The sequence below is a fragment of the Nocardia wallacei genome, assembly GCF_029868745.1.
Taxonomy (GTDB): Bacteria; Actinomycetota; Actinomycetes; order Mycobacteriales; family Mycobacteriaceae; genus Nocardia; species Nocardia wallacei_B.
This window is the reverse complement of sequence record NZ_JARWOP010000376.1, coordinates 23,355-36,768: the sequence shown is the minus strand read 5'-3', so window position 1 is coordinate 36,768 and position 13,414 is coordinate 23,355. Positions and strand designations below refer to the sequence as shown.

At 68.5% G+C, this 13,414-nt stretch carries 11 protein-coding genes, 2 tRNA genes and 1 pseudogene; 7 read left to right on the top strand and 7 right to left on the bottom strand.

Annotated features, from left to right (window positions below; translation table 11 throughout):
• The first annotated feature begins 109 nt into the window (after window positions 1-109).
• A complete protein-coding gene (locus QH470_RS35215; protein ID WP_280276715.1) occupies window positions 110-769 on the top strand; it encodes a mycothiol-dependent nitroreductase Rv2466c family protein in 660 nt (219 codons plus the stop codon).
• A gap of 776 nt (window positions 770-1,545) precedes the next feature.
• Here QH470_RS35215 and QH470_RS35210 read toward each other — a convergent pair.
• Window positions 1,546-2,580: pseudogene (locus QH470_RS35210) on the bottom strand (M48 family metallopeptidase); the annotation flags it as partial.
• A 96-nt stretch (window positions 2,581-2,676) separates the two neighbouring features.
• Here QH470_RS35210 and QH470_RS35205 point away from each other — a divergent pair.
• Both QH470_RS35205 and QH470_RS35200 read left to right on the top strand, forming a co-directional pair.
• The gene (locus QH470_RS35205; protein WP_280276714.1) at window positions 2,677-3,147 is read left to right on the top strand and encodes a ribose-5-phosphate isomerase; all 471 of its coding nucleotides are present in this window, start codon (window positions 2,677-2,679) and stop codon (window positions 3,145-3,147) included.
• 3 nt (window positions 3,148-3,150) lie between these two features.
• Window positions 3,151-3,966 (top strand): Fpg/Nei family DNA glycosylase, encoded by an 816-nt coding sequence (locus tag QH470_RS35200; protein WP_280276713.1) that lies wholly within the window; start codon window positions 3,151-3,153, stop codon window positions 3,964-3,966.
• A gap of 87 nt (window positions 3,967-4,053) precedes the next feature.
• Here the strand turns inward: QH470_RS35200 and QH470_RS35195 are convergent, their stop codons facing one another.
• Both QH470_RS35195 and QH470_RS35190 read right to left on the bottom strand, forming a co-directional pair.
• Window positions 4,054-4,884: a DUF1542 domain-containing protein gene (locus tag QH470_RS35195; RefSeq protein ID WP_280276712.1), complete on the bottom strand. Its 831-nt coding sequence runs from the start codon at window positions 4,882-4,884 to the stop codon at window positions 4,054-4,056.
• Window positions 4,885-4,928: 44 nt separating this feature from the next.
• Entirely contained in the window at window positions 4,929-5,924 is a 996-nt protein-coding gene (locus tag QH470_RS35190) for a GGDEF domain-containing protein (protein WP_280276711.1), read from the bottom strand.
• 452 nt (window positions 5,925-6,376) lie between these two features.
• Between QH470_RS35190 and QH470_RS35185 the strand changes: the two genes are divergently transcribed.
• Together QH470_RS35185 and QH470_RS35180 are read left to right on the top strand one after the other, a co-directional pair.
• A tRNA-Gly gene (locus QH470_RS35185) sits at window positions 6,377-6,447 on the top strand.
• Between the two features lie 62 nt (window positions 6,448-6,509).
• A tRNA-Pro gene (locus QH470_RS35180) sits at window positions 6,510-6,586 on the top strand.
• 12 nt (window positions 6,587-6,598) lie between these two features.
• On the opposite strand, the gene QH470_RS35175 is transcribed toward QH470_RS35180, so the two are convergent.
• A complete protein-coding gene (locus QH470_RS35175; RefSeq protein ID WP_280276710.1) occupies window positions 6,599-7,057 on the bottom strand; it encodes a hypothetical protein in 459 nt (152 codons plus the stop codon).
• 73 nt (window positions 7,058-7,130) lie between these two features.
• Between QH470_RS35175 and QH470_RS35170 the strand changes: the two genes are divergently transcribed.
• A complete protein-coding gene (locus QH470_RS35170) occupies window positions 7,131-9,101 on the top strand; it encodes an NB-ARC domain-containing protein (protein ID WP_280276709.1) in 1,971 nt (656 codons plus the stop codon).
• A 3-nt stretch (window positions 9,102-9,104) separates the two neighbouring features.
• On the opposite strand, the gene QH470_RS35165 is transcribed toward QH470_RS35170, so the two are convergent.
• Both QH470_RS35165 and QH470_RS35160 read right to left on the bottom strand, forming a co-directional pair.
• Entirely contained in the window at window positions 9,105-10,829 is a 1,725-nt protein-coding gene (locus tag QH470_RS35165; RefSeq protein WP_280276708.1) for a hypothetical protein, read from the bottom strand.
• A gap of 21 nt (window positions 10,830-10,850) precedes the next feature.
• A complete protein-coding gene (locus tag QH470_RS35160; RefSeq protein WP_280276707.1) occupies window positions 10,851-11,459 on the bottom strand; it encodes a TetR/AcrR family transcriptional regulator in 609 nt (202 codons plus the stop codon).
• Window positions 11,460-11,542: 83 nt separating this feature from the next.
• Here QH470_RS35160 and QH470_RS35155 point away from each other — a divergent pair, with 83 nt between their 5' ends.
• Window positions 11,543-12,544, top strand: coding sequence for a saccharopine dehydrogenase (locus tag QH470_RS35155; RefSeq protein WP_280276706.1), 1,002 nt, complete (start codon window positions 11,543-11,545; stop codon window positions 12,542-12,544).
• Here QH470_RS35155 and QH470_RS35150 read toward each other — a convergent pair.
• Window positions 12,531-13,343 carry a polysaccharide pyruvyl transferase family protein gene (locus tag QH470_RS35150; protein ID WP_280276736.1) on the bottom strand — a complete coding sequence of 271 codons (813 nt, stop codon included), beginning with the start codon at window positions 13,341-13,343 and terminating at the stop codon, window positions 12,531-12,533. The genes QH470_RS35155 and QH470_RS35150 overlap by 14 nt on opposite strands.
• Between the last annotated feature and the right edge of the window lie 71 nt (window positions 13,344-13,414).

Below are 13,414 nucleotides of genomic sequence, written 5' to 3'. Positions count from 1 at the left end.
GCCGCACCGCGCGGGTCGGGAAATATCCGGAAGTTTCCGTCGTTGATGACTGTCGACGGCATCGGTGAGACTCGGCGGTGCCGGACCGACTTTCCGAGAGGACCCCGACGTGAGCGACACGACGACCACCCCGACCGGTGCCAAGGACCGGGTGGACTTCTGGTTCGACCCGCTGTGCCCGTGGTGCTGGATCACCTCCCGCTGGATCCTGGAGGTGGAGAAGGTGCGCGACATCGAGACCCATTTCCACGTGATGAGCCTGGCGGTGCTCAACGAGGGCCGCGACGAATTGCCCGAGGTCTATCAGGAGATGATGAAGACCGCCTGGGGTCCGGTCCGGGTGGCGATCGCCGCCGCGCAGCAGCACGGCGACAAGGTGCTGTCCCCGCTCTACACCGCCATGGGCACCCGCATCCACAACCGCCGCGCCGAATACGAACGTGAGGACCGGGGCGCGACACTGGCCGCCGTCATCGCCGACTCGCTCGCCGAACTCGGCCTGCCCGCCGAACTGGCCGAGGCCGCGTCGAGCACCGACTACGACGAGGCTCTGCGCGCCAGCCACCACGCGGGCATGGACAAGGTCGGCAAGGATGTCGGCACCCCCACCATCCACATCAACGATGTCGCCTTCTTCGGCCCGGTGCTCTCCCGAATCCCGCGCGGCGACGACGCCGGAAAGGTCTGGGACGGCGCCGTAGCCCTGGCCTCGTACCCCCACTTCTTCGAACTCAAGCGGACCCGCACCGAGGATCCGCAGTTCGACTGAACGGCGCGGGTCTCCGGACATCCGACCCGGAAACCGCGTCTACGCCTGAAACCGGCCTGAGCGGTCACGATCGGTGCGGAACCGGCGAAAAATGCCGCGACGCACCGAAATGTGCCCACTCAGGCCGGAACAGCTTGCTACTGCGAGTCTTTCGGGTCCTCGCCCTTCGCGGTGCCGTCGTCCGGCTGCGAGTATCCCTCCCCGCTCGACGAGGAAGGCGGTCCACCTGGAGATGGGGTCGGCCCGGTCGCGGCCGAGGTAGACCCGGGTGAGCTCGATCCGGTCGGGTGCGGGGTCGGTGTCGTCCCGGCTTCGCCCGGCCCGGCAGCGGGATAGCTCTGCCCGCCCGGTGAGTAGCTCGGTGTGGCGGAAGGAGCCGATTCGGTTGAGGACGAGGCGGTTTCGGTCGGAGCCGAGGTCGGTCCGAATAGCGGATTGCTCTGCCCGCTCGTCGGGGAGCTGTGCTCGCCTGTCGGGTAGCTCTGCCCGGCAGCGGAGTGGCTCTGGCCGGTAGTGGGTTGGCTCGGCCCGGCGGCGGGGTGGCCCGGATCGGTGGTGGGTTGGCTTGGATCGGTGGCGGGGTGGCTTTGTCCGGTAGTGGGATGGCCCTGGCTGGCAGCGGGATAGCTCTGCCCGGTAGCGGGATAGCTTTGGCCGGTAGTCGGATAGTTGTGTCCGGTTCCGGGATAGTTCTGTCCGGTTGACGGGAAGGTTTGGCCGGGGACGGAGTAGTAGGTTCCGGTTGGCGGGGTGTTCGGGCCGGCTGGTGGGTATCCTGGGCCGCCGGGTGGCGGGAAGCCTTGGGGGAGGGCGGGATTGGGCGGGAGGGGAGGTGCGCTCGGGCGCCAGAACAGTTTGCCGTGGCGGCTGCGGTCGCGTAGGGCCCACATGCGCCAGGTCAGCACGGGGTGCGAGGACATGGCGTTGGCGACCCAGACGAAGAAGCCCCTCTCCTGTCCGGCCCGGTCGGCCATCTCGTCGAATCCGACCAAGGGGTTGAGCCATTTGCCCGCCGCCAGCGTCCGCATCGCGCCGGGCGCGCCGACATGCCGGTTGCAGTATCCGTGATTGTCCGCGGTGTACTCCTGGCTACGGATCAGCGAATTGCCCAGGATCGGCAGGAACGGCACCAGGAACATGCCCAGCTGCCGCCAGTACGAGACGTGGCCGGCGGCGATGTGTCCGACCTCGTGCCCGATGATGAACGCCAGCGCGTCGGGGTCGCGGGCCTGGCCGCCCACCTCGAACAGGTCGCTGTAGACCACGACGTAGCGGCGGAACCCGTGCCCGGACGCGAACGCGTTGATCTGCCCGTTGCCCGTGATCACATACGCGTCCGGCACCGTGGCCATGCCGAAGCGCTGCGCGGCCTCCACCACCATGCGGTAGCCCTCGGGAAACTGGGTGGGCGACATCCTGACCGCGTTCACCCGCTGCGTCGCGTAGTTCAGACCACGCCCGAGGTACAGCAGGATCGGCGCCCCCAGCAACAGCAGCATGTAGTCGTTGATCTCCCCGACCAGCAGCAGCACCATGCTGAGCAGATATCCGAGGGTCGTGACCACGATGACGATCACCAGCAGCGGAATCTCCCAGCTGTGCCGGGCCGGCATGCCGTACGGCGACAACCCGCGCGTGTGCTGCACCACCCGGGGCGGCGGCGGGGAGTACGGCGTCTGCGGCGCCCAGCCCGGCGGACCCACCCGCGGATCCCAACCGGCCAGCGCGGCAACGGGATTCCGCCCGGTTACGGCGTCGGGCTGCTGCCCCGGGTGTGCTGTCGGGGGCGACGTGCTGTCGTCGAACTGCATGAGCTGAACCTTAGGCAGTAACCGGCCGGCGCGCTCCCGGCACACCGCGTCGGCCCCGGGCACACCGCTACTCGAGCGCCTGACACAATCGCAGCCATGCGCGTATATCTGGGTGCCGACCATGCCGGCTTCGAGCTGAAGAACCACGTGAGGGACCACCTGCAGCGGGCCGGCCACGAGGTCTTCGACAGCGGAGCGCACGTGTACGACGCCGCCGACGACTACCCGGCGTTCTGCATCGACGCCGCCCGCCGCGTCGTGGCCGATCCCGGCAGCCTCGGCATCGTGATCGGCGGCAGCGGCAACGGCGAGCAGATCGCCGCCAACAAGGTGCCCGGCGCCCGCTGCGCCCTGGCGTGGAGCATCGAGACCGCGCGCCTGGCCCGCGAGCACAACAACGCTCAGCTGATGGGCATCGGCGGCCGGATGCACAGCACCGAGGACGCCCTCGCCATCGTCGACGCCTTCCTGGCCGCCCCCTGGTCGAACGAGGAGCGCCACCAGCGCCGCATCGACATCCTGGCCGAGTACGAGAAGACCGGCGAGGCCCCCGCGCTGCAGAGCTGAGCCGTGCCTGAGGGGCATACGCTGCATCGCCTGGCGAAGCTGCATCACAAGCATTTCGCCGGGGGAGTGGTGCGGGTGTCGAGCCCGCAGGGCCGGTTCGCCGAGGGCGCGGCGCTGGTCGACGGCAGGACGCTGGTGCGCGCCGAGGCGTGGGGCAAACACCTGCTGCACCACTATGATTCGGGGCTCGTCGTGCACGTTCATCTCGGGCTCTACGGGACGTTCACGGAATCGACCGTGCCACTGGGCGATCCGGTCGGGCAGGTCCGGATGCGCATGATCGGCGCGGGTCGCTCGAACGGATCGCTGTACGGAACCGAACTGCGCGGCCCCACCGCGTGTGAGGTGCTGCACGAACCGGAGGTGGCGGCGCTCACCGCCCGGCTGGGCCCGGACCCCTTGCGCCGCAACGCCGATCCGGACCGCGCCTGGCAGCGCATCCGCGTCTCCACCCGCACGCTGGGCGCACTGCTCATGGACCAGACCGTGGTCGCCGGTGTGGGCAACGTGTACCGGGCGGAACTGCTGTTCCGCCACGGCATCTCGCCGCAGCGCCGGGGACGCGACCTGACCGCGCTCGAATGGGACGAGCTGTGGGCCGATCTGGTCGACCTCATGCGGGTCGGTGTGCGGCGCGGGAAGATCGTGGTCATGCGGCGCGAACACGACCGTGGCGCACCGTCATACGCCGAGGGCAAGCCCCGCACCTACGTCTACCGCCGCGCCGGCGAACCATGCCGCGTCTGCGGATCCACCGTGCTGCACGCGGTACTCGAGGGCCGAAACCTGTTCTGGTGCCCTACTTGTCAGCCCGAGTGACTCCGAGTCATCGGCCGATCGGCGAAAGGGCCCTTCCGCAACCCTGATGCAGGGCACCGCGAGTGTCCGCGCGAGTCGTCGCCGAGCTCAGAAGCCCCCGTCGAACCCGCCGCCGTCGAACCCGCCACCATCCCAGCCGCCGCCGTCGAATCCGCCGGACCCACCTTGGTCCGCAAAGCCCTGGTCGCCACCCTGGTCGACGCCGCCCTGGTCGATAGCCCCCTGATCGCCCGAATCCTGCCCGGCCGCGAACCCGGCGTCGTAGCCCTCGCCGTAACCGCCCTCGAAGCCGGAAGCGCCGTAGGCGACCCCGGACATGCCGCTGAACAGGGCATCGAACAACAGCACCGAGCCGATGCCCCAGGCGCCCGCGACCAGCGCGGTCTTCCACCATGGCTCCGAGTACCACCCGGCCGGGACCGGGCGCCCGGCGACGCGCCCGCCGGGGTAGTAGTTCGGCGTCTGCGGGGAGGGCGACGGTGACGCCTCGATCTGCCGACCCTCGAAGTCGACCGTCCGGTCCTCGGTGACCCGCCCGGCCGACCGCTGCCCGTCCAGCTCCGGCACCGGCGGGCCCGGGTCCAGGTTCATCGCCGTGCGGGCCGCGCGCACGTAGTACAGGCCCTCGACCGCGGTCTCCTTCGCCAGCCGGGCCTGCGTGACGGTGTTCGCCTGGTCGATCTGGGAACCGGCCGCGTTGAGCCGTTCACCGGCGTCGGCCAGGGCCTGCTTGGATGCCTCGTCGTTGCCGACGAGGTTGTAGACCTGCCCGCCGAGCCGCTCGATGAGCCGGCGGGCATCGGCCTTGGCGTCGGCCAGCTCGGTGGCCTGCCGGTTGCGCTGCGCGGAACGTCCGAAAAATGACACGGCCAGAAACACCACCAGAACGAGAACCAGGAGGACAAAGAGGGTTGCCACATGCACCAGGGTACGCGGGCGCCCAGGCCGCGACCGGTCGCCGATCAGCCCGCGACGGCCGTGTCGTAGCCGAGCCGCGCGGGCGCGTAGCTGTCGGGTTCGGGCTCCTCGTCGTCCATTTCCGACAGCGCGAACCGGCGTTTGCCGGCCGTTTTCGCCGAGTACATCGCGCGGTCGGCACTGCGCAGCAGGTCGGAGAAATCACACGACCGGCCCGGCGGGCAGTAGGCCGTGCCCACGCTCGCCGATACCGGCACCGGGCCACACGCGGTGGGCACCGGGTCCTGTAGCGCGGCGAGGATGCGCATGGCCAGCTCGCCCAGGGTGTTGCGGCGGGCCGGAAGCGCCAGCACGAATTCGTCGCCGCCGTACCGGCAGACCACCGTGTCGCGCGGGCAGGTCGCGCGTAGCCGGCGGGAGATCTCCACCAGCACCTCGTCGCCGACGGAATGGCCGTAACCGTCGTTGATCTGCTTGAAATCGTCCAGGTCGATCAGCAGTAGGCCGACGCCGCGGGAGCGGTCGGTGGCCATCAGCCGCACGCGCTCCTGCAGCAGCGACCGGTTGGCGAGGTCGGTGAGGGCGTCGTGGGTGGCCTCGTGCCGGAGCCGGTGCTGCAGGGCGGCGATCTCCTGCACCCGCACCGATACCGCCTCGGTCAGATTGCGTTCCTGCTGGGCCAGGGCGCGCTGCTGGAGCGCCTCCGCGTACGCGTCGATGGCATGGCTGGCGACGAACGGCCAGCGCGTGGCCACCAGCGAACCCGGGTCACCGGGTGCGAATCCCAGCAGCGCGCGGGTGGCCGGGGCCAGCATGCGGGTGCGATCGAATGGCGCCTCGCCCAGTCGGCGGCCGATGGCTCGCGCGGCCGGGACCGGGAATGGTTCCGAGCGCGCCAGATCCATCAGTTCGTCGATGATGCCGGCGAAAACCCGTTCCAGATGTTCGGGCGATACGGTCAGGCCGCTGCTGCTGTAGACAGCACGGACCCAGTCCCGGGTGGTGGCCGCTTTGGCCTGCGTCTCGAGATCGGCGGGCATCGATGCTCACCTCACGCGAACGCCGTCTGCGCCGGTACCCCGACCGGTCACGCCCTCCGGATCGTGCTCACTACCTTGCGGTCCGGTACACCTAGCTCGATGCACGCTCACCGCCCCCTTTCCAGATACCCCCGTCCGGCAAAAAGGATCCTAGCAAGCCACTCGACACCGAAAAATGGTGTTTTACAACCTGTTCCGATATCTCGCGAATGGCGACCGTCCATGTCATCGCTGATCAGGCAGGAGTGTTACAGCTTCGCCTGCGTGTCGTGAGCGGCGTGTTACGCGTGTCGGCCCCGGCGCGCCGAACGGGTGCCCGCCTCACGGCGCTGTGAGGAAAATTTCGTTCCGGGCGAACGCGGGCAGTCGCGGCGATTGGCGTTCGGGATCGGGGATTCGGTACAGTCCTAGGCGCAGACGACATCGTGGCGATCCCAGGGTGTCGTATGCGTGCGGGCGTAGTTCAATGGTAGAACCTCAGCCTTCCAAGCTGATGGTGCGGGTTCGATTCCCGTCGCCCGCTCTGGCAGCGGCCGTCTGCCGGTCCCCCGCAGCGGGGAGTCCCAGCGAGTTGCCGGCCTGTAACGGGATGTAGCGCAGCTTGGTAGCGCATCCGCTTTGGGAGCGGAGGGTCGCAGGTTCAAATCCTGTCATCCCGACCAACTTTGGATCGATTACCGCACCGGGACGCACTCCAGCTGGGACGGGTCGTAGTAGCGGGCCCGCGCCCTCTCGCATTCCTCCATGCTCGGGTACGGGCCGGGATCCGGCTTCTGGAAACGTTCCGCGGAACCGGACGCCACCGGGGTGGCCGCGCGGCCGTCCGGTCCTGCCGCGACGGCGGTCAGCGAAATCGGGTCGGCCAGTGCGGGTCCCTGTGCGGCCGCGGCGCCCGCGTCCAGTGCGGACCAGGTCGCCCGCCCCGCCACGGCCAGCACCGCGACCAGAATGATCAGCAACCGCCAGGACCATTCGGCGGCCTCCCGCACCAGCGGATGCACCGCCTCCGCGGCGCGCCGAGCGGACCGTTCCCGAACCGCCGCTCCCCCGCCGCCACGAGCGATGATCGGGCCGGCCGCCCGGGCCGGGCCCCGGGCGGGATTCGCGGGTGCGCTGGTGGCGCGGAACATCATTCGGTGTCGCGCGTTGGCGTTCCGGTGGCCGGATGGCTCGGGTAGGCTGCGTGCGGCGCAGGGGAGGTGTGTGGTGGACGTACCGAGGCAGATCCCGCCGCGTAACGGCAATTTCGTGGATCGTCATGCGGTTCTGGCCGCGGTCGAGGAGCACGCTGCCGGGTCGGTGGGGAATGCGACGGTCGTCATCAAGGGATTGCCGGGTGTGGGCAAGACCGCCGTGGTGACGGAGTTGATGCATCGTCTCTCCGAGGGCTATCACGGCGGGCAGCTTTTCCATCGTCTCTCGGACGCCACTTCGATTCCCGATCTGCTCGCCAACAGTCTTGTGGCACTGGGCGTTCGGCGTGAGGACCTGCCGGATCTCCCGGAAGCGCGGCACGGGCACTACCTCACACTGACGCGCGGGCGGCGCATGCTGGTCGTCCTGGACGGCGCCGCTACGGCGGCTCAGGTGTCGTGGCTCGAGCCGGCGGACGGCGGGTCGCTGATCGTGGTGACCGGACGGAACTCCGCCGCCGACCTGAGCCGGGGAGGACGCGTGTTCGAGCTGGATCCGTTGCCCGGCGACGAGGCGCGTGAATTGCTGGGCCGGATCGTGGGGCCGGAGCGGGTCGCCGCCGAGCCGGAGGCCGCGGAGCGAATCCTCGTGCTCTGCGCCAACATGCCGTTCGCGCTGTGCGTGGTGGGGAGCCTGATCGCGCAACACCCCGCGCGACGGATCGGCTCGTTCGCCGATCTGCTGAGTAGCGACCGACGCCGGTCGACCGCGCTGTCGTTGCCCGAGATCTTCGACGCCGCCTACACTTCCCTGTCGGAAACCGCCCGGGAATGCTATCGAGCCCTCGGCCTGCGTTCGCATGCCGGAACGTTGTCGTCGGCGGCCCTGACCGCGGCGCTGAACCTCCCGGCCGACGAAGTCGACTGGTGCGCAATCGAACTGGCGAACCTGCATCTGATCACCGAACGCGATCGCGGTTACGAGATCAACGATCTGGTCCGCGTGCATGCTCGCGGGCTCGCCGACGGCGAGCGTGACCGCCGGGAAGAACGCCTGATCGACTACTACGACCGTGGCCTGAAAGCCGCGGACACTCTGCTCGCGCCCAACCGGCCGTGGCGGAATCTGCTGTTTCCGGCCGTACGGTTTCCCGGGCCGGGCACCGGTGAGTTCAGCGATGCCGAAGGCGCGCGCGAGTGGCTGCGACGTGAACACGACAACCTCGTGACCGCGGCGGAGTACGCGCTGGGCGCCGGTCGTGACGCGCTGGTCGCGCGGTGGTCCGTCTTGCTGTGGCCGTTCCAGGAGCAGGACAAACGCCTCGATGCGATGCTCGCGGTCAATGCGCACGGCATCACCGCGGCGGAGCGGTCGAACCTGGCGGAGGCGGCGAGCTTCCTGCACACGCAGGCGGGTTTCGTGCACTACTGGCGGCGTGCGGCGCCGCAGGCGGTGGCGTCGTTCGAGCGAGGTGTCCAGGCCGCGCGGAGGTTGCCGCCATCCCGCCTCGCCGCGCAGTTGGAGGCGTCCGCGCTGGAAGGGCTCGGGCTCGCACAGCTGGTCGGCGGGTCTGTCGAGGCGGCGCGAGACACCTTGCGGCACAACTATGAACTCGCCCGAGGGATCGGCGATGGTCGCAGACTTGCCTTGGCGGCGTTCCACCGGGCGAAGGTGGAGGAACCGAGCCTGGCATTGACTCTGCTCGCGGACGCCCACGACTTCTTCGCCGCGGCGGCATCACCGGAGCCCGACAATGCCGCGAAGATCCTGGCCTGGCGCGGACGAAAACTGCTCGAGCAAGGCGGCACCGTCAGCGTGGCCGAGGAGCTGCTGGAGGCGGCCCTCTCCGTGATGCGGCGCCGACGGCGCAGGTTCGACGAGGCGGAAATCCTTGTTGCCCTGGGTGATTGCGCGCTCGCGGCGGGGGACCGGGCGACAGCGGTGGAACGCTACCGGGCGGGGCACTCGATCTACTCGGAACTCGCGTTCCGTTCCATCGCCGCGGTGGTGCAGGAGCAGATCGATGTCGTGTCGGCGGAGTGACCGTCATGTCGCGGCGGTTATGGTGATGACGAAAGTGTTTGTGGCGCAGCGGATCACCCACTCGCCTGTCAATTCGCCGAGTGTTCGTCCCTGGCATATGAGCTGATATGCCACGGACACGAACAAGCGGTGCGCGGGATCGGAAGCAGTCACACGCAGCAACGACGTCCGGTCACCGACCAACCAGTCGCCGGCGAGCGTCGGTGCCGTGGCCAGCGCGCAACCGGGTAGTCCGGCCAACGATTCGGCGATCCATCGCTCGGTATTCGCGCCCGCCTCCCCGATCAGGACATCCGCGGAGTACAGCCACTGGGCGCGCGTTTCGGACACTTCGACCGACAGATGCGTGCCCCGGCCGTTGGAGAAGCCGGTGTGGAGGCGTTCGGCGGGGAATCGGGTGATCGTCGCAGCCCGATCGGCATCGATGTCGACGTGCACCACATGGGCATTCGGGCCGGCGAGGGGATGTGCGGGAAGCGGGAGAGTCGAGATTTCCGTGGGTTCGGAGGGTTCGGGCAGGCGCAGCGTGCGATAGACCGCGGCGCGGAGTGTTGCCGCACCGTCGCCGGGTCGGGACGTCGCGAGCGCGGCCAGGTCGGCATATTCCGGTGGATTGTGCGAGGCGATCACATGCTCGATTTGCTGCCGGGTATTCGTCGCGATATCGAGTTTCGGCGCGGTGCGCAATAACAGCGCGACCGGAGACGCGGCGTCGACCGCGTGTATCGGCGCGGAGGCCAGCAGGACCGGAATTCCCATTGCTGCGGCATAGAAAGAAATGGACCCGTGGTCACCGATTACCAGGTCGGCGGCGACTATCGCCGTGCGCCAATCCCGCACACTGTCCAAGACGTCGACGCCGGCCCGCGTGGCACCCGCCAGATACTCCGCTACCTGCCATCGTGAATGCAGCGAACGGATATTCGGATGCAATGCCAGGACTACCCGATATTCGTCCACCGGTAGCGCCGCGGCGAGTTTGCGTGGCAGGTCCGAGTCGGTGCCGAGCAGTGAATCCTCGCCCCACGTCGTCGACATGACGATCAGGCGCTGCCCGTCACCGAGTCCGTAACGACGGCGATAACTCGGCCGCAGCGGCATGCTTGCTCGCAGGCGATCGAAACAGATGTCACCAGCGACAAGTGCTTTCGGCACGGCGGCCGGGCACGACACTCGTAATCGCTCGAGTTGCTCATTGTGCGACAGCACGATCATGGAGGGGAAGACTTGCCCATCGTGCAGCAACCATTCGGGAGATAATCCGAATACGGTTTGAGGTTTGAGGTTTGAGGTTTGAGGTTTGAGGTTTGAGGTTTGAGGTTTGAGGTTTGAGGTTTGAGGTTTGAGGTTTGAGGTTTGAGGTTTGAGCAGGATTTTATTGTAGCCCGCGCCGTGCGGCAGAACAACCAATGGTGCTCGCAGACGATGCAATTCGCCGCCGTAGCTCGCCGATATCGCCAGATCGAAATCTGTTTCCACTGCCCGATGCCACGGTACCGCTACCACTCCGCGCTCGGTGAGAAACGACTCGAGGTCCCTGTCGAAATGCGACGATCCCGGGCAGGAGAAATTGATGCGAATCCGTGGATCCGCGGCGAGCAGGTCGAGCGTGTCGAAGAGCCTGGACGCCGCCGTCGTATTGTGCGTGACCGCCAGAACCGTGCGGATGTTCGGATATGTAGACCAGTCCGACGTGGAACCGTGACGCTGGTTATCTGGGGGTGACACGGCCACGATAGTAGCGGCCGTCTAATTGTGCTGTGCGGAACCCGGTTTCGGGGTGTCGGTGGTGCTGCCGACGATCAGGTCGGCGAGTGCGGCCGTCGCCTCGGCGGCACTCGTCCGGGCGTGGTTCAGTTCGGTGGCGATCGCTTCGGCCGCGCCCAGTACGCCGATGCACCGTAGCCGCAGCGCCTCGAGGGTGAGATCGGAATGTGGCGCCAGTGCGGCGGCCATCACGTCCGTGTAGCCGTCGAGTAGTTCGTGCTGAATGGCCTCCATCTCCGGATCCCCTTTCAGCGCAGCGGAAATGGCGTTGAACTCCGGCATGTCGGTGGCGCAGGCGAAGTACGCGGCGCTCATGACGCGCGCTATCTCGTTCGGCTTCGGTGCGGCGCTCCGCAGGGCCTGTTCGGTCGCGGCGCGGTGGCGTTCGTCGAGGCGGCGGTACAGCGCGAGCAGCAGGCCGGGGCGAGTGTCGAAGTGGTCGTACACGATCGGTCGGCTCACCCCGGCGGCCTCGGCGAGAGTCGGCAGAGTCAACCGGTCGGCCCCGTGGGCGCGCACCACCGACATGGCCGTGTCGAGCAACTGCTCTCGCCGCGCCTGCTTGGACAGGCGAGCCGGTGACGTCTTCACGATCCTCCTTGCGTTTGCCGTCGAGTATAGCTACAAAGTGTAGGCTACAAAATGTAGCTTATCGTTGGGAGAGGACTTCACCAGTGGGACAATCGAAATCGGTGCTGATCATGGGTGGTTCCGGCCAAGCGGGAGGTGGCGCGGCGGCATTGCTGCGGCGATGGCATCCGCGGTTGCCGCTGACCATCGCCGGCCGGAATGCGGAGCGCGCGGCACGGGTGGCCGATGAACTCGGCAACGCCACCGCGGTGACCATCGACTTGCGGCGTAGCGACCTCGGCCTGCCGGCCGGGCCCGGCCACTCGGCGGTGGTTGCGGCCGTGTGGGATTCGCACCTGCACGGCTTGGGTTACGCGCAGCGCCATGCCGTGCCGTACCTCGGCATCTCCAGCGGTCTGGTGGATATCGGACCGGAGGTCGTCGCGGGGGCCCAGCGGCCGGGCGCGGCCCCGATTCTGCTGGCCAGTCACTATCTGGCAGGTCTCGTCGTGCTCGCGGCACTGCACTTCGCCCGCGACTTCGACCGGATCGATGCCATTCGAATCGGCGCGGTGCTGGACGAGACCGACGCCGGTGGACCCGCGGCGATCGCCGATCTGGAGCGGTTGATGGCGGCGACCTCGGCCGGACTGATCCGCCGCGACGGGATCTTCACCTGGCTGCCCGAGGAGCAGGCGCAAGCGGAGGTGATCAGGATCGACGGCACCGCGCTGCCGGGCCGGAGCATTCCCATCCTCGACGTGACGAGCTTGGCGTTGGCGACGGGCGCACCGGATGTCCGCTTCGACTTCGCCGTCGGTGAATCCGCCGGTCGGCGGCGCGGCGCGGCCCCATCGCTCGAGACCCGCATCGATCTGGCGGGAGTAGGTCCCGCTGGAACTCCGCTCACCCGTAGCCGCTACCTCTTCCATCCGGGCGGGCAGCGTCCGCTGACCGCACTCGGTGTCGCGCTCGGCGCCGAACGATTGCTGGGTCTGCGCGGGGAACCCGTCGCGGCGGGCCTGCACACGCCGGAGGGGTTGGTGGACCCGGCGCACGCGGTGGCGCAGATGATCGAGATCGGCGCGACGTTCACCGACGCGTGAGCAATTCGTCGAGCAGCTTCCCGGCCAGCGGCTCGGTGGTGACGAACTCGCGGCGCCCGGCACGTTCCCGTCCCGCCGGGGACAGGCACCACCGCCACCAGCGGTCGAGTTGTTCCCGATCGAGGGTCTCGTCGGCGGAGACCAGCGCGGGCCAGTCCAGCGCCCGCGCCTGCGCGGTGACCTTGCCGCCACCGGCGACGGGATCGGCCGCGAGCACCGGGACACCGGCACGCAGTCCGAAGACCAGGCCGTGCAGGCGCGTGGTGATCACCGCGTCCAGCCGGGCGAATATCGAGGCGAGCTGATCGGGTGTCGCGCACTGCCGCCAATCGTCGGAAGCGAGGCGGGTATCGATCGCCAGGCGGGCGCAGTCCAGCTCGCTCAGCCAGTCTTCCAGCGCCCGATGGACCGACTGGTGACGGCGCGCGGCACCGTATTCGGACTGGCCCGGGGCCAGCACCACCCCGACGACCGGCACCGTGGTCATGCCCGCCGCCACGGCCAGGTCGGGGTGCGCGGTCTCCGGATCGTCGCGGGGGAGAACGCGGTGGAATCCGGTCACCGACGCGTCCCGGGGGTCGAGGACCGAGACGCCGACCGCGATGCGCCGGCAGGTCGCGTACCGCTCGTGCAATTGCCGCACCTGTTCGCCGTGGGCAGGTCCGCACACGAACACGAGGTGCGAGTACCGCCGGGAATCGGCGTCGTCCAGATGCAATGCGTCCGGGCGGAACGCGGGGCTCCACGCCGAGTCGTGCGGTATGCCCGCGGACGCGAGGACATCGCACACCCGCCGCATGCTCACCACATCTCCGGCAGTCGCTTCGCCGTGCACAAAACTGGGCCACCCGGTCACAAGGACTCGCATGC

Bases quoted from the DNA above. Each gene is read 5' to 3' on its own strand.
- QH470_RS35205 (WP_280276714.1), top strand. From the start codon at position 2,677: ATGCGCGTATATCTGGGTGCCGACCATGCCGGCTTCGAGCTGAAGAAC.
- QH470_RS35190 (WP_280276711.1), bottom strand. From the start codon at position 5,924: ATGCCCGCCGATCTCGAGACGCAGGCCAAAGCGGCCACCACCCGGGAC.
- QH470_RS35175 (WP_280276710.1), bottom strand. From the start codon at position 7,057: ATGATGTTCCGCGCCACCAGCGCACCCGCGAATCCCGCCCGGGGCCCG.
- QH470_RS35150 (WP_280276736.1), bottom strand. From the start codon at position 13,343: ATGCGGCGGGTGTGCGATGTCCTCGCGTCCGCGGGCATACCGCACGAC.